This window comes from Pseudomonas brassicacearum (genome assembly GCF_009601685.2).
Lineage (GTDB): Bacteria > Pseudomonadota > Gammaproteobacteria > Pseudomonadales > Pseudomonadaceae > Aquipseudomonas > Aquipseudomonas kilonensis_B.
In genome coordinates this window covers 3,471,956-3,496,299 of record NZ_CP045701.2, presented here as the reverse complement: position 1 = coordinate 3,496,299, position 24,344 = coordinate 3,471,956, and the positions used below count along the sequence as shown (strand labels likewise).

The following is a 24,344-nucleotide window of genomic DNA, read 5'->3' as shown; positions in this document are numbered from 1 at the left end:
ACAACGGCATCTTGCTGGGCTGTACCCGGATCACGCCGTCGATGCTGCCCTTGGTGGCGCTGGACCAGTTGGACATCGATCGCATCGTGGAAACGGTGCCGGGCGGTGCGCGCAACGTGCAGGATATTTACCCGTTGGCGCCGTTGCAGGAGGGCATTCTCTATCACCACATCGCCGCGCACACGGGTGATCCCTATGTGTTGCAGGCCACGTTCATCGTCGCGGACCGCGAGCGGCTGGAGGCGTTTGCCCTAGCCCTGCAAGGCGTCATCGATCGCCATGACATCCTGCGCACCTCGGTGGTCTGGGAAGGCCTGGATGAGCCGGTGCAAGTGGTCTGGCGCAAGGCGCAACTGGCGGTGGAAGAGCTGGTGCTGAGCGCCGAAGCAGGCGATATCGCCGAACAGTTGCGCGGGCGATTCGACACATTGCATTACCGCCTGGACATGCAACAGGCACCGTTGATGCGCATCGCATATGCCCACGATCCGGCGAATCAGCGCTGGGTGGCGATGCTGCTGTTTCATCACATGGCCCTCGATCACACGGCGCTGGAAGTGGTGCAACACGAGATGCAAGCGCATCTGCTGGGCCAGGCCGAGCAGTTGGGCGAAGCGGTGCCGTTCCGCAATTACGTGGCCCAGGCCCGCTTGGGCGTGAGCCGCGCGGAGCACGAAGGGTTCTTCAGTGACATGTTGAGTGATGTCGACGAACCGACATTGCCGTTCGGTCTGCTGGACGTCCGTGGCGATGGCAGCGATATCGAGGAGGCCGGACTGAGCCTGCCTGCCGACCTGAGCCGCCGTTTGCGGGCCCAGGCCCGGCAGTTGGGCGTGAGCGCCGCGAGCCTGCATCACTTGGCCTGGGCGCAGGTGCTGGGGCAAGTGTCCGACAAGCAGGACGTGGTGTTCGGCACCGTGCTGATGGGGCGGATGCAGGGCGGTGATGGCGCCGACCGGGCCCTGGGCATGTTCATCAATACCTTGCCGTTGCGGGTAGGGGTTGGAACCCAAGGCGTGCGTGACGGGGTGAAAGCCACCCACGCGCGCCTGACCGGTCTGTTGGGCCACGAACACGCTTCGTTGGCCCTGGCCCAGCGTTGCAGCGCCGTGGCCGCGCCGCTGCCGTTGTTCAGCGCCTTGCTCAATTACCGGCACAGCGCCGCCGGTGTTGCCTCGAGCGAAGCCTTGGCGGCCTGGGACGGCATCCAACTGCTGAGCAACGAAGAACGCACCAACTACCCGCTGACGTTGTCGGTGGACGACCTGGGCGAAGATTTCCGCCTATCCGCGCTGGCGGTGCCGCAGATTGGTGCGCAGCGGATATGTGTTTACATGGGCATTGCCCTGGAGCGCCTGGTGGATGCGCTGGAACAGGCACCGCAGACGCCGTTGAACAGCCTGTCGATCCTGCCGTCGGCCGAGCGTCGGCAATTGCTGGTGGATTTCAACGCCACCACCCGCAGCTATCCCCAGGACAGGACCGTCCATGGCCTGTTCGAAGCCCAGGCCAAGGAACGTCCGGAGGCAACGGCGGTTGTGCACAACGGGCATGGCCTGACGTACGCCGAGTTGAACCGCCGGGCCAATTGCCTGGCCCGCCATTTGATCGGACTGGGTGTGCAACCGGGTGATCGTGTAGCGATTGTGCTGGAACGCTCCAACGAGCTGCTGGTCAGCCAACTGGCGGTTCTCAAGTGCGCCGCAGTCTACGTGCCGCTGGACGTCAGCGCACCGCCGGAACGGCAGGCCTTCATGGTGCGCGACAGCGGTGTCCGGACGCTTCTGACACTGAGCACGATGACGGCACCAGAGGGGACGGCCCGTGTGGATCTGGACACCGTGGTCCTGGATAACGAGGCGGATCACGACCTGAGACTGATACAAAGCAGCGAATCGGTGGCCTACATAATGTACACCTCCGGTTCCACCGGTACGCCGAAAGGCGTGTTGGTGCCGCACCGGGCGATCAACCGACTGGTGATCAACAACGGCTACGCCGATTTTAACGCCCAGGATCGGGTCGCCTTTGCCTCAAACCCGGCCTTCGACGCCAGCACTCTCGACGTCTGGGCACCGTTGCTCAATGGCGGTTGCGTGGTAGTGGTCGATCAGGACGTGCTGTTGACGCAAGAACGTTTTGCGGCCTTGCTGCAAGAGCAATCGGTCAGCGTGTTGTGGATGACCGCCGGGCTGTTCCACCAATACGCCGCCGGGCTGATGTCGGTGTTCGCCCACCTGCGCTACCTGATCGTCGGCGGCGATGTGCTCGACCCGGCGGTGATCGGTCGCGTTCTGAAGGAAGGCGCGCCGGCTCACTTGCTCAACGGCTACGGCCCAACCGAGGCCACCACCTTCACCACCACCTACGAAATCAAGCAGGTGGGCGAGGGCGGTATCCCGATTGGTCGTCCGATTGGCAACACCCGCGTCTATGTGCTGGATGCCAACCAGCAACCCGTCCTCATCGGCGTGGCCGGCGAGTTGTACATCGGTGGCGACGGCGTGGCGAAAGGCTATTTGAATCGCCCTGAGCTGACCGCCGAGAAGTTCGTCACCGACCCGTTCAGTGCAGATCCAGATGCCTTGCTCTACCGCACTGGCGACCTGGCCCGCTGGCGCGCGGATGGCGCGGTGGATTACCTGGGCCGTAACGACGACCAAGTGAAGATCCGTGGGTTCCGTATCGAATTGGGCGAGATCGAAGCCCGCTTGGGCCAATGCCCTGGCGTGAAAGACGCGGTCGTGCTGGCGCGGCAAGACGATGCCGGTCCCAAGCGCCTGGTAGGTTATGTGATTGCCGAACCGGGCGTGACCTTGTCGGTACGTGAATTGCGCGAGCAGTTGTCGAGCGTGCTGGCCGACTACATGCTGCCCAGCGCCTTCATGGTGCTGCCAGCCTTCCCGCTGACCGCCAACGGCAAGCTGGATCGCCGTGAGCTCCCGGCGCCGGATGCCGAGGCTTATGCCTCTCGCGAATATGAAGCACCACAAGGCGAAGTCGAACAGACCCTGGCGCGAATCTGGGCAAATGTGCTCAAGGTCGAGCAGGTGGGTCGTCACGATCACTTCTTCGAACTGGGCGGCCATTCGCTGCTGGCGGTGACGCTGATCGAACGCATGCGCCAGGCTGGATTGAGCGCCGACGTGCGCGTGCTGTTCAGCCAACCGACCCTGGTCGCACTGGCCGCAGCGATTGGCAGCGGCAGGGAAGTCAGCGTGCCGGCGAACCTGATTCCCTTGGATTGCGACCGCATCACCCCCGAACTGTTGCCGCTGGTCAACCTGTCCCAGGACACCCTCGACCAGATCGTCGCCACGGTGCCAGGCGGCGCGCGCAACGTGCAGGACATCTACCCCCTGGCACCGTTGCAGGAAGGGATTTTGTATCACCACTTGGCCGCCGAACAGGGCGACCCCTACGTGCTGCAAACCCAGTTCGCCTTCGACAACCGGGAACGCCTCGACGCGTTCATCGGCGCGCTGCAAGTGGTGATCGATCGCCACGACATCTTGCGCACCAGTGTGGTCTGGGAAGGGTTGGATGAGCCGGTGCAGGTGGTTTGGCGCCAAGTGGTGCTGGAGCCGCAGTGCATTGTTGCCGATACCACGGCTGGCGACGTTGTCACGCAACTGGCCAGCCGTTTCGATGCGCGGCACAGTCGCCTGGATTTGGGCCGGGCGCCGCTGTTGCACCTGGCTTACGCACGGGATGAGGCCCAGGATCGCTGGGTCGCGATTTTGTTGTTCCATCACCTGGCCCTGGACCACACCGCCCTGGACGTGATGCAGCACGAGATGCAACTGCACCTGCTGGGCGAGGACGGCCAGTTGGGCGAAGCGATGCCTTATCGCAACTACGTGGCCCAGGCCCGCCTGGGGGCGAGCGAAGAGGAACACGAAGCATTTTTCCGCGACATGCTCGGCGATATCGACGAGCCGACACTGCCCTTTGGTTTGCAGGACGTGCAGGGTGAGGGGCACGGCATTGATGAAGTTCGCCAGTCGGTGGACCTGACGTTGTCCAGGCGCCTGCGGACACAGGCACGTCACCTGGGAGTGAGTGCCGCCAGCCTGGTGCACCTGGCCTGGGCCCAGGTGTTGGGCAAGGTATCCGGCAAGCAGGAGGTGGTGTTCGGTACGGTCCTGTTAGGTCGGATGCAGGGCGGCGCCGGCGCCGACCGTGCCTTGGGCATGTTCATCAACACCCTGCCGTTGCGGGTGGACGTGGGCGCCCAGGATGTGCGCAGCGGCGTCAAGGCCACTCACGGGCGACTGACTGCGTTGCTGGGCCACGAACATGCGTCGCTGGCACTGGCGCAACGCTGCAGTGGCGTGGTCGCGCCGACGCCGCTGTTCAGCGCCTTGCTCAATTACCGTCACAGTGCGGTCCAGGTGACTCAGGACGCCTTGTCGGCGTGGAGCGGGATCAACGCGCTGCGTGGTAATGAGCGGACCAACTATCCGTTGACCCTCAATGTCGATGACCTGGGTGACGGCTTCTTCCTCACCGCGATGGTCGATACGGCCATCGGTGCGCAGCGTATTTGCGATTACATGCAGGTGGCTTTGGAAAACCTGGTCGTGGCCTTGGAGCAGGCACCGCAAACCCCGTTGCAGGCCTTGGCGATCCTGCCATCGGCCGAGCGTCGGCAATTGCTGGAAACCTGGAACGCCACCGACGCCACGTATGCCGACGATACCCTGATCCATCGGCAAGTCGAGGGCTGGGCCGCGTCTCAACCCGACGCCGTGGCCGTCGTGCATGAAGACCAGGCATTGACCTACGGCGAGCTCAATGCCCGCGCCAACCGACTTGCCCACAGCCTGGTGGCCGAGGGTGTTCGTCCGGACGACCGAGTGGCAATTTGTGTCGAACGTGGTCTGGACATGATCGTTGGCCTGCTGGGCATCCTCAAGGCCGGTGCGGGCTATGTACCGCTGGACCCGGCTTATCCACCCGAGCGCATCGCCTACATGCTGGATGACAGCAGTCCCGTGGCGATGGTGACCCAGTCGCAATGGCGCGACAGCCTGCCGGTATTGGCGGTGCCCACCTTGGTGCTCGACCCGACCGACGCCGGCGAAATGAGCCAGCAGCCGCGGCACAATCCCGACGTGGCGGGCCTGAATGCCAGCCACCTGGCCTACGTGATCTACACCTCCGGCTCCACCGGCCTGCCCAAGGGCGTGATGGTCGAACACCGCAACGTCGCGCGGCTGTTTTCGGCGACCCAACCGTGGTTCGAGTTTGGCCCGCAGGACGTGTGGGCGCTGTTCCATTCCTTTGCCTTCGACTTCTCGGTCTGGGAAATCTGGGGCGCCTTGACCCACGGCAGTCGCTTGCTGGTGGTGCCACAGCTGGTCAGCCGTTCACCGCAGTACTGCTACGCGTTGTTGTGCGACGCTGGCGTCACCATTCTCAACCAGACACCGAGCGCTTTCCGCCAACTGATTGCGGCCCAGGGTGAAAGCGACCTGAACCACAGCCTGCGCAAGGTGATCTTCGGTGGCGAAGCCCTGGAAACCGGCATTCTCAAGCCGTGGTATGCCCGCCAGGCCAATGCCCGGACGCAACTGGTGAACATGTACGGCATCACCGAAACGACGGTGCATGTGACCTATCGTCCGCTTGAAGCGGCCGACGCGCAGTTGGCCGGTGTCAGCCCGATTGGCAAGCGCATTCCCGACCTGCAACTGTACGTACTCGATACTCAGCGCGAGCCTGTACCGGTAGGGGTGGTGGGGGAGATGTACGTGGGCGGCGCAGGTGTCAGTCGCGGTTACTTGAACCGTGACGAGTTGACCGCCGAGCGTTTCCTCGCCAACCCGTTCAACCCCGAGCCGGACGCGCGGATGTACAAGACCGGTGACCTGGGTCGCTGGTTGGCGGACGGCAGTATCGAATACCTGGGGCGCAACGACGACCAGGTAAAAATCCGCGGTTTCCGTATCGAATTGGGCGAGATTGAAGCCAAGCTGGCCGCGTGCAACGGTGTGCGAGAAGCCGTGGTGGTGGCGCGCCAGGATACGCCGGGCGATCAGCGCCTGGTGGCCTATGTGATTGCCGAGGAGGGCGAGCCGCCGTCCGCGGCCGAACTGCGCGATGAACTGCTCGGTTCGCTGGCCGAATACATGGTACCCAGCGCATTCGTGATGTTGACGGTGTTCCCGTTGACCACCAACGGCAAGCTGGACCGCAAGGCCTTGCCGGTGCCGGACCAGTCGTCGGTAGTGACCCGTGAATACGAAGCCCCTCAGGGCGAGGTCGAGATCGCTATTGCCGCTATCTGGCAGGACCTGCTGCACGTGGAACGGGTCGGCCGCCACGATCATTTCTTTGAAATGGGCGGTCATTCGTTGCTGGCAGTGAAATTGATCGAGCGCATGCGCCAGATCGACCTCGCCGCCGACGTACGCGTGCTGTTCGGCCAGCCGACGCTGGCGGCGCTGGCCAGTGCGGTGGGCGGCAGCCAGGAAGTCCAGGTGCCGGCCAACCGTATCCCGGACGATTGTGCGCGGATCACGCCAGACCTTTTGCCCCTGGCCACGTTGAGCCAGGACGAGATCGACCGCGTCGTGGCGACAGTGCCGGGTGGCGTGGGCAATGTGCAGGACATCTATGCCCTGGCGCCGCTGCAGGAGGGGATCTTGTATCACCACCTTGCGGCCGCCAAAGGCGACCCCTATCTGCAATACGTGCTTTTCGCTTTCGACAGCCGCGCCCACTTGAACTTTTTCGCCGAGGCTCTGCAAAGCGTGGTGTCCCGGCATGACATCCTGCGCACCGGGGTAGTCTGGGAAGGCTTGGAGGAACCGGTCCAGGTGGTCTGGCGCGAGGCGCAACTGGGCCTCGATGAAATCGCCTTGGACGCGGCAGCGGGGGATATCGCCGAGCAACTGCGCGAACACCTGGATCCGCGTCACCACCGCCTGGACATTCGCCTGGCGCCGATGATGCGGATCGGTTATGCCCAAGACGTGGCGAACAATCGCTGGGTCGGCATGCTGCTGTTCCACCACATGGTCGACGACGCGACCTCCCTGGGCATGCTCACCGCAGAAATAGGTGCGCACATGGCCGGGCGGGGGCAGCAATTGGCGGCATCGGTGCCGTATCGAAACTACGTGGCACAGGCGCGGCTGGGGGTTAGCCGCGAGGAGCACGAGGCCTTCTTCCACGAGATGCTGGGGGATGTGACCGAGCCGACGCTGCCCTTCGGCCTGCAGGACGTGCAAGGTGACGGGCACGGTATCGAGGAAGTCCGCCAACCGGTCGATGCCCGGCTGGGTGAGCGTCTGCGGATCCAGGCGCGCCAGCTCGGCGTCAGCGCGGCAAGCTTGTATCACCTGGCGTGGGCGCAGGTGCTGGGCAACGTCTCGGGCCAGGACGACGTGGTCTTCGGCACCGTGTTGCTGGGGCGCATGCAGGGTGGTGAAGGGGCCGACCGTGCGCTGGGGATGTTCATCAATACCTTGCCGCTGCGGGTGAGCCTGGGCGCACACGGTGTGCGCGCTGCCGTCAAGGCGACCCATGCGCGCTTGACCGCGTTGCTGGGGCACGAGCATGCCTCGCTGGTCCTGGCGCAACGCTGCAGTGGCGTAGCCGCGCCGGCGCCGCTGTTCAGCGCGCTGCTCAACTATCGCCACCTCGGTGCGCAGACGGCTTCCAGCGAGGCCATCGCCGCCTGGGACGGTATCCAGACTTTGGAAGGTGAAGAGCGCACCAACTATCCGCTGACGTTGTCGGTGGATGACTTGGGCGAGGGCTTCAACCTGACGGTCATGGCTCAGGCGCCGATTGGCGCCGAGCGTGTGTGCGGCTACGTGCAATGTGTCGTGGCAAACCTGGTGCAGGCGCTGGAACAGTCACCCTTGGCCCCATTGAGCGGGTTGAAGATGCTGCCAGCGGCCGAGCGCCGAGCATTGCTCGAAGCCTGGAATACAACAGAGGCGACCTATGCCCATGACGCGCTGATCCATCGCCAGTTCGAGGCCCAGGTCGCGACGCAACCCGACGCGGTGGCGGTGGTGTTCGAGGAGCAGGCACTGACTTACGGCGAACTCAACGCCCGGGCAAACCAGGTCGCTCATCGCCTGCTGGCACTGGGTATTCGTCCGGATGACCGGGTGGCGATCTGTGTCGAGCGCGGTCTGGACATGATCGTTGGCCTGCTGGGCATTCTGAAGTCCGGCGCTGGTTATGTGCCGGTGGACCCGGCCTATCCGGCGGAACGCATCGGCTACATGCTGCGTGACAGTACGCCGGTTGCACTGTTGGCCCAAGCCGCTACGCACCCGTTGTTGGCTGGCGTCTCGGTGCCGGTGCTGCAACTCGATGACGGCGGCTGGCAGGACGAATCCGTCGCCAACCCACAAGTGCCTGGCCTGGCCGCCAATCACCTGGCCTATGTGATCTACACCTCGGGTTCGACCGGGTTGCCCAAGGGTGTGATGGTCGAGCACCGCAACGTCGCACGGCTGTTTTCGGCGACCCAACCGTGGTTCGAGTTTGGCCCGCAAGACGTCTGGGCGCTGTTCCATTCCTTCGCGTTCGATTTCTCGGTCTGGGAAATCTGGGGCGCCTTGACCCACGGCGGTCGCCTGTTGGTGGTGCCGCAACTGGTCAGTCGCTCGCCGCAAGACTGTTATGCGTTGTTGTGCGAGGCCGGTGTGACCGTACTGAACCAGACGCCAAGCGCCTTCCGGCAGTTGATTGCGGCCCAGGGCGAAAGCGAGCTGCGCCACAGCCTGCGCCAGGTGATCTTTGGCGGTGAAGCGCTGGAAACCGGGATGCTCAAGCCCTGGTATGCCCGTGTTGCCAATGCTGGGACGCAGTTGGTGAACATGTACGGCATCACCGAAACGACGGTGCACGTGACCTATCGTCCGCTTGAAACGGCCGATGCGCAGTTGACGGGCGTGAGCCCGATCGGCAAGCGCATTCCCGACCTGCAACTGTACGTGCTCGACGCCCGGCGCGAGCCGGTGCCGGTGGGGGTGGTGGGTGAGATGTACGTGGGCGGTGCGGGCGTGGCCCGGGGGTATCTGAACCGTCCGGAATTGACCCAGGAACGCTTTATCGACGATACCTTTAGCGGGCGTGAAGGGGCGCGCTTGTACCGGACCGGCGACCTCGGTCGTTGGTTGGCGGACGGCAGCATCGAATACCTGGGCCGCAATGACGACCAAGTGAAGATCCGTGGTTTCCGGATCGAGCTGGGTGAGATCGAAGCGACGCTGACGGCCTGCGAGGGTATCCGCGAGGCCGTGGTCATCGCCCGTGAGGACGAACCGGGCGACAAGCGCCTGGTGGCCTATGTGATCGCTGCGCAAGGTGCGCAACCGTCAGCGATCGACCTGCGTACACAGTTGTTGCGGTCGCTGGCGGAGCACATGGTTCCCAGCGCCTTCGTGATCCTTGAAGCGTTCCCGTTGACCACTAACGGCAAACTCGATCGCAAGGCCTTGCCGGCGCCGGATCAGTCGGCCGTGATCAGCCGTGGATACGAAGCCCCGCAAGGCGAGGTCGAGACGGCCATCGCCCGCATCTGGCAGGACTTGCTCAAGCTCGAGCAGGTCGGCCGTCATGATAACTTCTTCGAGTTGGGTGGCCATTCGCTGCTGGCGGTGAAGCTGATCGAGCGCATGCGCCAGGTCGACCTGGCCGCCGATGTGCGGGTGCTGTTCGGCCAGCCGACGCTGGCGGCCCTGGCGGCCGCGGTGGGTGGGCACACGGAAGTCGTGGTGCCGAGCAATGCGATCCCGGACGGCTGCACGCGAATCACCCCGGACATGTTGCCCTTGGCCGATCTGGACCAGGACGCCATCGACCGGATAGTGGCCACCGTGCCGGGTGGCGTGGCGAATGTGCAGGACATCTATGCCCTGGCGCCGTTGCAGGAAGGGATTCTCTACCACCACCTCGCCGCGGAGCAGGGCGATCCCTACGTATTGCAGGTGCTGTTCGGCTTTGACAACCGCGAACGGCTGCAAGCCTTTGCCTACGCCTTGCAGAGCGTGGTGTCGCGTAACGATATCCTGCGCACCAGCATGGTCTGGCAAGGCCTGGCGGCACCGGTGCAAGTGGTATGGCGCCACGCGACCCTGGGCCTGGAAGAGGTCGAGGTGGACTCGGCGGGGGGCGATGTGGTGCAGCAGCTGCACGGACGATTCGATCCGCGGCATTACCGCCTCGACATCGCCCAGGCTCCGTTGATGCGCCTGGCCTATGCCCAGGACGTGGCGAATCAGCGCTGGGTTGGCATGCTGCTGTTCCATCACATGGCGTTGGACCACACGGCGCTTGAAGTCGTGGTGCATGAGATGCAAGCCAGTCTCTTGGACCAGGCGCACTTGCTGTCACCTGCCGTGCCGTATCGCAACCATGTGGCCCAGGCGCGCCTTGGGGTCAGTCGTGAGCAGCACGAAGGTTTTTTCCGCGAGATGCTTGGCGATATCGATGAGCCGACGCTGCCGTTCGGTCTACAGGATGTGCAGGGCGACGGCAGCGGCATCGAAGAAGCGCATCAGGACGTAGACGCCGCGCTGGCCCGGCGCCTGCGGACCCAGGCCCGTCAACTCGGCGTGAGCGCGGCAAGCCTGGTCCACCTGGCCTGGGGGCATGTGGTCGGGCGGGTCTCGGGCCGTGAAGAGGTTGTGTTCGGCACCGTGCTGATGGGGCGGATGCAGGGCGGCGACGGGGCCGATCGGGCCCTGGGCATGTTCATCAACACGCTGCCATTGCGCGTCAATGTCGGCGCCCAAGGCGCCCGCGCCGGTGTCAGGGCGACCCATGGCCGGTTGTCGGCCTTGCTCGGACACGAGCACGCGTCGCTGTCCCTGGCGCAGCGTTGCAGCGGCGTACCGGCCTCGCTGCCGTTGTTCAGCACGTTGTTGAACTATCGACACAGTGCCGCTGAAGCGGTGTCCGACACGGCCATCTCGGCATGGCACGGGATCCAGACCCTGAGCATGGAAGAGCGCACCAACTATCCGTTGTGCCTTAACGTGGACGATCTGGGCGAAGGTTTCCGGCTTACGGCCCAGGTCGTGAGCGAGGTGGGGGCCCAGCGTGTCTGCGGGTATATGCACTCGGCGCTGGACAGCCTGGTGGCGGCGTTGGAGCACACGCCAGACCTGGCGTTGCGGGAACTGTCGATCGTGCCGGCGGCGGAGCGCGAGCGGTTACTGGTGGACTTCAATGCCACCCAGGCCGAATACCCGCGGGAGCAGACCATCCACGGGTTGTTCGAGGATCAGGTGCAGCGCACGCCGGATGCCGTGGCGGTGCGTCACGGCCGACAACAGCTCAATTATCGCGAGCTCAACGGCCTCGCCAATCGCTTGGCCCATTACCTGCGCAAGCAGGGCGTGCAGCCCGATTCGCGGGTGGCGATCTGTGTCGAGCGCGGCATCGACATGGTTGTTGGCTTGCTGGCGATCCTCAAGGCCGGCGGCGGTTATGTGCCACTGGACCCGGCGTATCCGTTGGATCGGATTGCCTACATGCTGCAAGACAGTGCCCCGGCGGCGATCCTGGTTCAAGGCAGCACCCGCCATCTGTCGGGCGAGACGTCGGTGCCAGTGATCGACCTCGACAAGGGCGTCTGGCAGGACGAGGCGGCGCCCAATCCGCAGGTTCCAGGCCTGGTCTCGTCGCACCTGGCTTACGTGATCTACACCTCGGGTTCGACCGGCCAGCCTAAAGGCGTGATGATCGAGCACCGCAACACGGTGAACTTCCTGACCTGGGCCCATCGCTCCTTCGATGACGCCACATTGTCGAAAACCCTGTTCTCAACTTCGCTGAACTTCGACTTGGCCGTCTACGAGTGCTTCGCGCCGTTGACCTCCGGCGGCAGCATCGACGTGGTCACTAATGTGCTGGAACTGCAACAGGGCGAGCACGACATCACCTTGATCAACACCGTACCGTCGGCCCTCAAGGCGTTGTTGGAATCGGGCGGGTTGGGCGAGGGCGTCGACACGGTGAACGTCGCCGGTGAAGCCTTGAAGCGCAGCTTGGTGGAGGCATTGTTCGAGCAAACCCAGGTCAAGCGCCTGTGCAACCTCTATGGCCCTTCGGAAACCACGACGTATTCGAGTTGGGTGTCGATGGCCCGTGAGGATGGGTTTGCCGCGCACATTGGTAAACCGGTGGCGAATACCCAGTTCTATCTGTTGGATGAGTACAAACAACCGGTGCCACTGGGCGTTCCGGGCGAAATTTACATCGGTGGCGCTGGGGTCGCTCGCGGTTATCTCAATCGTGATGACCTGACGGTTGAACGCTTCCTGAAAGACCCGTTCAGCAGTGATCCAAATGCCCGCATGTATCGCACCGGCGACCTGGGTCGCTACCTGTCGGACGGCAACATCGAATACCTGGGCCGCAACGACGACCAGGTGAAGATCCGTGGTTTCCGCATCGAACTGGGCGAGATCGAAGCCAAGCTCGCGCAACACGACGCCTTGAACGAAACCGTGGTCCTGGCCCGTGAGGATGTGCCGGGCGACAAACGTCTGGTGGCCTACTTCACCCAGCATTCACCTATAGACATCGAAACCCTGCGTACGCACCTGCAAGCGCAACTGCCGGCCTATATGGTGCCCACCGCCTACATGCGTCTGGATGCCTTGCCCCTGACGCCAAACGGCAAGCTCGACCGCAAGGCCCTGCCGGCACCGGATCTGGATGCCGTCATCTCCCGTGGCTACGAAGCCCCGCAAGGCGAGGTCGAAACCACCCTGGCGCAGATCTGGCAAGACTTGCTGGGCTTGCAACAGGTCGGTCGCCATGATCAGTTCTTCGAACTGGGCGGGCATTCGTTGCTGGCGATCCAATTGATTTCCCAGGTGCGTCTGCGCCTGGGTGTGGAGCTGGGCCTGACCGAATTGTTCGCCCAACCTCAACTGATGGGGTTGGCGCAGGCAGTGGCCCGGGCCGGGCGCAGCACATTGCCGGAGATCGTCCGGGTTTCGCGAGAGGACGACCTGCCCCTGTCGTTCGCCCAGCAGCGCCTGTGGTTCCTGGCGCAGATGGAAGGGGCCAGCACGGCCTACCACATGCCCGCCGGGCTGCGCCTGCGCGGGGTGCTGGATCGCTGCGCCTTGCAGCGGGCGCTGGATCGCATCGTTGCTCGTCACGAGGCCCTGCGGACCACCTTTGTGCAGGTCAAGGGTGAAGAGCCTCGGCAGCGCATCATGCCCGCCGAGATCGGCTTCGCGCTGCTGCAACATGACTTCTCCGGCCAGGCCGACGCCGAGGACCAACTGCACGCGCTGGCAGCAGAGGAAGCCACCGACACCTTCAGCCTGGAACATGGCCCATTGATTCGCGGCCGCCTGATCCGCCTCGCCAGCGAGGACCATGTGTTGCTGGTAACCATGCATCACATCGTGTCGGACGGCTGGTCCATCGGCGTGTTGATCAAGGAACTGGCGGCGCTTTATGAGGCGTTCCGTCATGACCTGGATGATCCATTGCCGACCCTGACGGTGCAGTACGGCGACTACGCGGTTTGGCAACGTCGCTGGTTGAGCGGCGAGGTGCTGCAGACCCAAAGCAATTACTGGCGACAAACCCTGGCCGATGCGCCTGCGTTGCTGATGCTGCCCACCGACCGTGCGCGGCCTGCGCAACAGGACTATGCCGGGGCGACATTGCCGGTGGTCTTCGACGCCGACCTGACCGCGAACCTCAAGGCCCTGAGCCAGCGCCATGGCGTCACGCTGTACATGACCGTGATGACGGCCTGGGGCGCGTTGTTGAGCCGGCTTTCGGGCCAGGATGATGTGGTGATCGGCTCGCCGGTGGCCAACCGCACGCGCTCGGAAGTCGAAGGGCTGATCGGTTTCTTCGTCAACACCTTGGCCGTGCGCATCGATCTCTCGGGGGCGCCAACCGTGGCAACCCTGTTGGCTCGGGTCAAGGTCCAGGCCCTGGGCGCCCAGGCGCATCAGGACCTGCCATTCGAACAAGTGGTGGAAGTGCTCAAGCCGGTGCGCAGCCTGGCCCACAGTCCGGTGTTCCAGGCCATGCTGTCCTGGCAGACCCATGACAACACCGAACTGGTGTTGGGGGACTTGAAACTCGAAGGCCTGGGGGCGGCAAGCAACGTCGCCAAATTCGACGTGTCCCTGGAGCTGGGCGAGATCCAGGGGCAGATGTTTGGTGCCCTTGAATACGCCACGGCGTTGTTCGACGAACGTACGGTGCAGCGTTACCTCGGCTACTTCGAGCGCCTGCTGCGGGCCATGGTCGCCAACGACCAGGTCCAGGTCGAACGGATTGCGCTGCTGGACGATGTCGAACGTGAGCATTTGCTGACCTGTCTTAACGCTACCCAGGTCGCGAACCCGCGTGAGCAGACCATCCATCAGTTGTTCGAAGCCCAGGTCGAGGCTCGACCGGACGCCATCGCCGTCTTGTGCGGTGATGAGCGACTGAGTTACGCCGAACTGAACCACCAGGCCAACCAGATGGCTCATCACCTGATCGGCCTGGGCATCCGCCCGGATGACCGGGTGGCGATCTGTGTTGAACGCGGAGCCGAAATGCTCATTGGCCTGTTGGCCATCCTCAAGGCCGGTGCCGGTTACGTGCCGCTCGACCCGGCGTTTCCAGCCGAACGCTTGGCCTACATGCTCGCCGACAGTGCCCCGGTGGCACTGCTGAGCCAAGATGAACTGCTAGGTCGTCTGCCGGCGTTGACGGTGCCGGTGGTGCTGCTCGACCGCGCCGAGCGCGTGCGTTGCGGCATCGCCGCCGGTCGTGACGATAATCCGCTCGTTGCCTCCCTGGGCGCGCGCCACCTGGCCTACGTCATCTACACCTCGGGCTCCACCGGCAACCCCAAAGGGGTGATGGTCGAACACCGGGGCCTGGTCAACTACTGCGTCGATGCGGTTCGTTTGTTCGGCCTGACGCCGGCGGACACGGTGCTGCAACAGAACACCCTGAACTTCGACCTGTCGGTGGAAGAGATCTTCCCGGCGCTGCTGGCCGGTGCCACCCTGGCGCCGACCCGGCAGCTGTTTGGCAGTGCCGAGTTGCAACAAAATGGCGATATCCGCCCGACGTTCCTGCATCTGACAGCGGCCCATTGGCATACCCTCGTGGCCGAATGGCACAACACACCGGCCCAGGCTCGGGACCATTTGCGCGACGTGCGGCTGATCAACGTCACCGGTGATGCCTTGTCGACGCAGAAATTGCAGATATGGGACGCGGTTCGTCCCGCCCATACGCGGTTGGTCAACACCTATGGCCCGACCGAGGCCACGGTGTCCTGCACGGCCGCCTACATGGAGCATGACGCGGTCGATGGCATCCTCGGCAACGCCTGCATTGGCAGGCCGATGGCCAACACCCGGATCTACCTGCTTGATGCGCACCGCCAGCCTGTGCCGTTCGGGGTCATGGGGGAAATCTTCATCGGTGGTGACGGTGTGGCGCGCGGTTACCTGAACCTTGACGCCATCAGCGCCGAACGCTTCCTGGCCGATCCGTTCAGCGACCAGCCCGATGCGCGCCTGTACAAGACCGGTGACTTGGCCCGTTATCGTCCAGACGGACGCCTCGAATACCTGGGCCGCAACGACTTCCAAGTCAAGGTCCGTGGGTTCCGTATCGAACTGGGCGAGATCGAGGCCCGGCTGGGCGACTGTGCCGGGGTCAAGGAAGCGGCGGTGATCGTGCGCGAAGACACCCCGGGCGACAAACGCCTGGTGGCCTATGTGGTGCCGCAGGCCGGGACGCGCCTGGACGCGGCGACCTTGCGTGCGCAGTTGTCGACGCAATTGGCCGAATACATGCTGCCCGGCGCGTTTGTCAGCCTCGCCGCATTGCCGCTGACGCCGAACCGCAAGCTCGACCGCCAGGCGCTGCCGGCGCCCGATGCCGAGGCGTACGCCAGCCGCACCCATGAAGCGCCTCAGGGCAACACGGAAATCGTCCTGGCGCAGATCTGGCAGACCCTGCTCAAAGTCGAGTCGGTGGGCCGCCACGACCATTTCTTCGAATTGGGGGGGCATTCCTTGCTGGTGATGCGCTTGATCGCCCAGGTACGCGAGCAATTGGGCATGGAACTGAACCTGAGGGATGTCTTTGCCCAACCGCAATTGAATGCGCTGGCCCAAGTGCTCTCCCAGGCGGCACACAGTACCCGACCCGGTATCGTGCCGGTGTCCCGCGAACAGGCGTTGCCGTTGTCCTTCGCCCAGCAGCGCCTTTGGTTCCTGGCGCAACTGGACGGGACCAGTGCGGCGTATCACATCCCCACTGGCCTGCGCCTGCGAGGCGCGCTGGATACGTCGGCGCTCACCCGCGCACTGGATCGTATCGTCGCCCGTCACGAGGCCCTGCGTACCACTTTTGTGCAGGCGCAGGGGCAGGAAGTAGAACAGCGCATTGCCCCGGCCGACGTCGGTTTCGCGTTGCAGTTGCAGGCCTTGGCAGGGCGCGCGGACGCCGAAACCGAGCTGCTGGTCCTGGCCGAGGAGGAGGCTCGCCAGGCCTTCGACCTGGCCCATGGCCCGCTGGTACGTGGCCGACTGGTGCGGATGGCGGAGGATGATCACGTGCTGTTGGTGACCCTGCACCATATCGTCTCCGATGGCTGGTCCGCCGATCTGCTGACCCATGAATTGGGCGTGCTGTACGAAGCGTTCCGTCAGGGCCAGGACGATCCATTGCCGGCGTTGCCGATTCAGTACGCGGACTATGCCCTTTGGCAACGGCGCTGGCTCACCGGGGAGGTCTTGGCCGAACAGGAACGCTTCTGGCAGCAGACCCTGGCCGACGCACCAGCCTTGTTGACGTTGCCAACCGATCGGCCACGGCCTGCGCAGCAAGATCACGCCGGCGCGGTGGTGGGGATCGTCCTCGACGAAACCCTGACCCAAGGCCTCCAGGCGTTGAGCCAGCGCCATGGCGCTACCTTGTTCATGACGGTCATGGCCGCCTGGGCCACGGTGCTCAGTCGCCTGTCCGGCCAGCACGACGTGGTCATCGGTACGCCGGTGGCGAACCGCATGCAAGCGGAAGTCGAAGGCCTGATCGGTCTGTTCGTCAACACGCTGGCGCTGCGCGTCGATGTGGCGGACGGACTGACGGTGCAAGCCTTGTTGCAACACGTGAGGGCTCGGACCCTGGACGCCCAGGCGCACCAGGACCTGCCGTTCGAACAAGTGGTGGAAGTGGTCCGGCCATTGCGCAGCCTGTCCCATAGCCCGGTGTTCCAGGCCATGCTGTCCTGGCAGAACAGCGAAGCCACGGGGTTGGAACTGGGCGATATGTCGCTGCAAGGGTTGGGCGTAACCAGCCGCACCGCGAAATTCGACGTGTTGCTGGACATGGCCCTGATCGATGGGCGCCTGTTCGGTTCGCTGGAATACGCCACGGCGCTGTTCGACCCTGCCACGGCGGAGCGCTACCTCGGTTACCTGGAGGGCGTGCTGCGGGCCATGGTGGCTGATGAGCAGACCCGCGTGGCGCAGATTCCGCTGCTGGCTGACAACGAGCGCCGGCATCTGTTGGAAACGTTCAATGCCACGGCGGTCGATTACCCGCAGGGCCTGACCTTGCACGGCTTGTTCGAAACACGGGTCGCGGCCTGTCCGGATGCCGTCGCGGTTGTCTCTGGCAAGGCAGAGTTGAGCTACTCGCAATTGAATACGCGCGCCAACCAGGTCGCTCATCGCCTATTGGAACTGGGCATTCGCCCGGATGACCGCGTGGCGATCTGTGCCGATCGCAGCCTGGACATGGTGGCGGGCCTGCTGGGCATTCTCAAGGCCGGCGCGGCGTATGTGCCGCTGGACCCGGATTACCCAGCCGAGCGCCTGGCCTACATGCTGGAAAACAGCGCGCCGAGGGTGGTGCTGACCCAGCGCGCCTTGCAGGCGAGCCTGCCGGCTACGCAGGCGCGGACCCTGCTGCTGGATGAGGCGCAAGGGTTCTCGATGCAGCCCACCGACAATCCGCAGGTTGAAGGCTTGCATGCCCATCATCTGGCCTATGTCATCTACACCTCGGGCTCCACGGGCCTGCCCAAAGGCGTGATGAACGAGCACGGCGCGGTGGTCAACCGGCTGTTGTGGATGCAGGACGAATACGCCTTGAGCGCCACAGACGCAGTGTTGCAAAAGACCCCGTTCAGCTTCGACGTGTCGGTGTGGGAGTTCTTCTGGCCGCTGTTCAGCGGTGCGCGGTTGGTGATGGCCCGTCCGGGCGGGCATCGTGATCCTGCCTACCTGCGCGAAGTGATCCAGGCCCAAGGCATCACCACATTGCACTTCGTACCGTCGATGCTCGACGTGTTCCTGGCCCATGGCGAGGCAGGTCAGTGCGAAGGCTTGGTGCGGGTGATGTGCAGCGGCGAGGCGTTGCCGGGGCATCTGGTGCGGCGCTTCAAGACGCAACTGCCGCACAGCGGCTTGTACAACCTGTACGGCCCGACCGAAGCGGCGGTGGACGTGACGGCGTGGGATTGCACGGGTGCAGAAACCCCGGACAGCACGCCCATCGGCAAGCCGATTGCCAATACGCGGATCTACCTGCTTGATGCCCATCGACAACCGGTGCCCATGGGCGTGGCCGGGGAGATTTACATCGGCGGTGTGCAGGTGGCGCGGGGTTACCTGAACCGTCCGGAATTGACCGTCGAGCGTTTCCTGGGGGATCCGTTCAGCACCGCGGCAAATGCGCGGATGTACCGAACCGGCGACCTGGGTCGTTACCTGCCGGACGGCAACATCGAGTACCTGGGGCGCAACGATGACCAGGTGAAGATCCGCGGTTTCCGCATCGAGTTGGGCGAGATCGAAGCGCGGCTGGCGCAGCATGAGGCGGTGAAAGAAGTCGTGGTGCTGGCCCGTGAAGATGTACCGGGCGAGAAACGCCTGGTGGCCTATTTCACACCTCATGCACCAGAAGCGTTCGCTGACATCGAAGCCTTGCGCGCTCATCTGCTAGGGCAACTGCCTGAGTACATGGTGCCGACCGCCTACATCCGGCTCGATGTGCTGCCGCTGACCCCCAACGGCAAACTCGACCGCAAGGCGCTGCCGGCACCGGATCATTCAGCGGTGATCGCTCGTGAGTACGAGGCCCCGCAAGGCACCGTCGAAACGACCCTGGCACAGTTGTGGGCCGAGTTGCTCCAGGTCGAGCAGGTCGGACGACACGATCACTTCTTCGAACTGGGCGGCCACTCGCTGCTGGCGGTCACGCTGATCGAACGCATGCGCCAAGTGGGCCTGAGCGCCGATGTCCGCGTGCTGTTCGGCCAGCCGACGCTGGCGGCATTGGCGGCGGCCGTGGGGGGCGTGACGGAGGTCATGGTGCCGGTCAACGGCATTACCCGCGGCTGCGCCCGCATCACGCCGGACATGTTGCCGTTGGCCGATCTGTCCCAAGCGGAAATCGAGCAGATCGTCGCGACGGTGCCGGGCGGCGTAAGCAATGTCCAGGACATCTATGCCCTGGCGCCGTTGCAGGAAGGCATCCTGTATCACCACCTGGCTTCGCAGCAGGGTGATCTCTACGTGCAGCAGGCCACCTTCAACTTCAAGGACCGCGCCCGGCTGGACGCCTTCGTCGACGCATTGCAAAGCGTCATCGACCGGCATGACATCTTGCGCACCGCTGTACTCTGGGAAGGCCTCTGCGAGCCGGTGCAAGTGGTCGTTCGCCAGGCGCAATTGATTCTGGACGAGTGTGTTTTCGAGCCGGGCCACGATGTCGCCACGCAGCTTCTCGAACGCTTCGACCGGCAGCACCTGCGCCTCGATGTACGCCAGGCGCCGCTGATGCGCCTGGCGTTCACCCATGACACCGCCAACCAGCGGTGGATCGCCATGCTGTTGTTCCACCATATGGCCCTTGATCACACGGCGCTGGAAGTGGTGCAACACGAGATGCAGGCGCACCTGCTGGGCCACGCTGATCGGTTGGGCGAAGCGGTACCGTTCCGCAACTACGTGGCCCAGGCCCGCTTGGGCGTGAGCCGTGAGGAACATGAAGGGTTCTTCCGCGACATGCTCGGCGACATCGAGGAACCCACGTTGCCGTTCGGCTTGCTGGATGTCCGTGGCGACGGCAGCGATATCGAAGCGGCCGGACTCAACCTCGCCGCCGACCTCAGCCGGCGCCTGCGGGCCCAGGCCCGTCAGTTGGGGGTGAGCGCTGCGAGCCTGCATCACTTGGCGTGGGCGCAGGTCCTGAGCAAAGTGTCCGGCAAGCAGGATGTGGTCTTTGGCACGGTGTTGATGGGCCGGATGCAGGGCGGCGAGGGCGCCGACCGGGCACTGGGCATGTTCATCAACACCCTGCCATTGCGGGTGGATGTCGATACCCGAGGCGTGCGTGACGGGGTGAAAGCCACCCACGCGCGTTTGACCGGTCTGCTGGGGCACGAGCACGCCTCGCTGTCCCTGGCCCAGCGTTGCAGCGGCGTCGCCGCGCCGCTGCCGTTGTTCAGCGCCTTGCTCAACTACCGGCACAGCGCAATGGGCACGGCGTCGAGCGAAGCGTTTGCTGCCTGGGAGGGCATCGAGGCCCTGGGCAGTGAAGAACGTACCAACTACCCGCTGACCTTGTCGGTGGATGACCTGGGCGAAGGTTTTTATGTGTCGGCACTGGCGGTACCTCGGATCGGTGCGCAGCGGATGTGTGTCTATATGAACATCGCCTTGGAGCATCTGGTCGAGGCGCTGGAACAAATGCCGCAGACGCCGTTGAACAGCGTGTCGATCCTGCCGTCGGCCGAGCGTCGCCACTTACTGGTGGATTTCAACGCCACCACTCGCCGCTATCCCCAGGACAGGACCGTCCATGGTCTGTTCGAGGCGCAGGTCACGCAGCGTCCGCAAGCCGTTGCGGCCGTACACAATGCCCAAAGTCTGACCTACGCCGAGTTGAACCACCGGGCCAATGGCCTGGCCCGTCATCTGGTCGACCTGGGTGTGCAACCGGGCGATCGAGTGGCGATTGCCCTGGAGCGTTCCATCGAGCTGTTGGTCAGCCAATTGGCGATTCTCAAGTGTGCCGCCGCCTATGTACCGCTGGATGTCAGCGCGCCGCTGGAACGGCAACAGTTCATGGTGCAGGACAGCGGGGCGCAAGTCGTGCTGACGTCGAGCACGGCGCTAGCGCCTGAAGCCTCGCAACGGCTGGACCTGGACACGCTGGTCCTCAATGAAACCGCCGATAACCTCGATCTGGTGCAAAGCAGCGAAACGGTGGCCTACATCATGTACACCTCCGGTTCCACCGGCACCCCGAAAGGCGTGCTGGTGCCGCATCGGGCGATCAACCGACTGGTGATCAACAACGGTTACGCCGACTTCAACGCCGAGGACCGGGTCGCCTTTGCCTCCAACCCGGCCTTCGACGCCAGCACCCTCGACGTCTGGGCACCGTTGCTCAATGGCGGTTGCGTGGTGGTGGTCGACCAGGACGTGCTGTTGTCCCAGGCGGATTTCCAGGCGCTGTTGCTCGAGCAATCGGTGAGCGTGCTGTGGATGACCGCTGGCCTGTTCCACCAATACGCCGCCGGGCTGATGCCGGTGTTCGCCCAACTGCGCTACCTGATCGTCGGTGGCGATGTGCTCGACCCCGCGGTGATCGGTCGCGTTCTGAAGGAAGGCGCGCCGGCTCACTTGCTCAACGGCTACGGCCCGACCGAAGCCACCACCTTCACCACCACCCATGAAATCAAAGCCGTCGGCGAGGGTGGCATCCCGATTGGTCGTCCGATTGGCAACACCCGCGTCTATGTGCTGGACGCCAACCAACAGACGGTGCCCATCGGCGTGGCGGGTGAGTTGTATATTGGTGGAGACGGCGTGGCGAAAGGGTATTTGAATCGCCCTGAACTGACCGCCGAGAAGTTCGTTGCAGACCCGTTCAATGCCGATCCCGGTGCCTTGCTGTATCGCACCGGCGACCTGGCCCGCTGGCGCGCGGACGGCACGGTGGATTACCTGGGCCGCAACGACGACCAGGTGAAGATCCGCGGTTTCCGTATCGAACTGGGCGAGATCGAAGCCCGGCTCGGCCAGCATGACGCGGTCAAGGACGCCGTGGTGCTGGTGCGCGAAGACGCCCCGGGCGAGAAACGCCTGGTGGCGTACTTCACGCCACGGGACCTGGACGTTGCGCCACACATCGAGACGCTGCGTACTCATTTGCAGGGGCAATTGCCGGATTACATGGTGCCGGCGGCCTACGTGCGGCTCGATGCCTTGCCGTTGACCGTCAACGGCAAGCTCGACCGCAAGGCCTTGCCAACACCGGACCAGGCCTCTGTCTTCAGCCGTGTCTACGAGGCTCCGCAAGGTGAGCTCGAAACCGTGCTCGCGCAGATCTGGCAAGACGTGCTGGGCCTGCAGCAGGTTGGTCGTCACGACAATTTCTTCGAATTGGGCGGGCATTCGTTGCTGGCGGTCCGTTTGCTGGGGTTGCTGGCCCAAGCCAACCTGACGGTGTCGCTGGCCGAGTTGTTCCAGCACGAAAGCGTCGCCTCCATGGCATTGTTGCTGCAGATCCGCAGCACCGAAGTCCAGGTGCAGGAGGCTTTCATACCGGTGCGCACCACCGGCCAGCAGAACCCGCTGTTCCTGGTGCATGAGTTCAGCGGCCTGGATCTTTACTTCCCGATGCTGGGCAAGCACATCGATCCGGATATTCCAGTCTATGGCCTGCCTGCCATCCCGTGGGGCGAACCGCAGTTGCTGACGATGGAGTGCCTGGCCTCACGGTTGGTGGGCGTCATCCGCTCGGTACAGCCACAGGGCCCTTATCGCTTGGCCGGCTGGTCGTTCGGCGGCGTGCTGGCCTACGAGATCGCCATCCAGCTCGTTGGCCTGGACGAAGAGGTCGAGTTCCTCGGCCTGATCGACAGCTACCTGCCACGGCTGGTGGACCAGGGCAGGGAACGCTGGTCACCGGCTGAAGCCCACGCACGGCATTTGCTGGACCGCTGCGAGGTGTTCTGGAACGCCGGTGTCCTGAAGGAGGCGGAGCTCGCCTTGGTGCTCGAAAAACTGGCCCGCCTGCAGACTCGACTGAACGACTTCGCGTTCGAAGGCCTGGTGCAACACTGTTACGACGAAGGCCTTCTCCCGCCTGAGCTGGCGGAGTACAGCGTGGCCCAGCTCTGGCAGTACCTGGATCGCGAGGTCGCCCACGGTCATGCGTTGGCCCATTACTCGGTCTATCCGATCTCCGTGCCGGTCCACCTGCTGATTGCCGAGGAGCGCAAAGACGACGCGCCTGAACATTCCGGCTACCTGGGTTGGGACGCGGTCCTGCCTAAGGCGCAGATGCACGGCGTCACGGTCCCGGGCAACCACCAGACGATGATGCAGGCGCCACAGGTCAAGGCACTGGGCCAAGCCATCAGTGATGCGCTGGGTAGCGTTGCGACACGTCCGGCACCTTCGCCAAAGAGCCGCTACCAACCGCTGCTGACAATCCAGGGCGGACGTGCCGACCGGGCGCCGATCTTCTGCGTGCCGGGGGCTGGCGACAGCGTGACCGGTTTTATCGGGCTGACCGACGCCTTCGGTCCGGAATGGCCTATCCATGGGTTGCAACACCGTGGACTGGACGGCAGCACCGAGCCTTTCAGTCTCGTGGAAACCGCCGCCCAGGCGTATCTCGACGCAATCGACAAGGTACAACCGGAGGGGGCGGTGCATCTGCTCGGCCATTCCTTCGGTGGTTGGATCGTGTTCGAGATGGCGGCCCGCCTGCATGCCCGGGGTCGCAAGGTGGCCTCGTTGACGCTGATCGACAGTGAGTCGCCGGGCGGCAACGGCGTGGTGGGCAAGCCCTATACCGCGACGGGGGTTCTGAATCGGCTGATCGAGGCGATGCAGTTGGCTTCCGGCAAGTCCTTGGGCATCGATGCCACGGTCTTCGGTACCCAGGACGATACCGCGCAGATGCGCTTGCTGCATGCCGGCATGGTTCGGGCCGGCATGCTGCCGCAACGCTCGGCGGTGGATGCCATGCGCGGTCCGGCGCGGGCCTTCGGTACGGCCCTGCGCACGGTCTATCAACCGCAACACCGCTACACCGGGCCGGTGCGGTTGGTGCTGGCCAATGACCCAACCCTGGACACGGCTGGCAACAAACGCGAACAGGAACAAATGATCGAAGGATGGCGCAAGCATATCCCTGACCTCAGTATCTGGTACGGTCCGGGCAACCACTTCACGATCCTCAAGGCCCCCCACGTACACAACCTGGCAGCCTGGTGGCAGGACGGCCTTCCCATGCTCGACGAGGAGGCCGCCAGTGATTGCGTATGACTGTCCTTCCTTGACACGCAT

General features: G+C 64.1%; 1 protein-coding gene and 1 pseudogene. Both read left to right on the top strand.

Features of this window, described 5'->3' with window-relative positions; translation table 11 throughout:
* Positions 1-41: 41 nt before the first annotated feature.
* Positions 42-9,719 (top strand): annotated as a pseudogene (locus GFU70_RS29120) (amino acid adenylation domain-containing protein); the annotation flags it as partial.
* A complete protein-coding gene (locus GFU70_RS29115; protein ID WP_413468864.1) occupies positions 9,702-24,323 on the top strand; it encodes an amino acid adenylation domain-containing protein in 14,622 nt (4,873 codons plus the stop codon). The pseudogene GFU70_RS29120 and the gene GFU70_RS29115, both read left to right, overlap by 18 nt.
* The last annotated feature ends 21 nt before the right edge of the window (positions 24,324-24,344 follow it).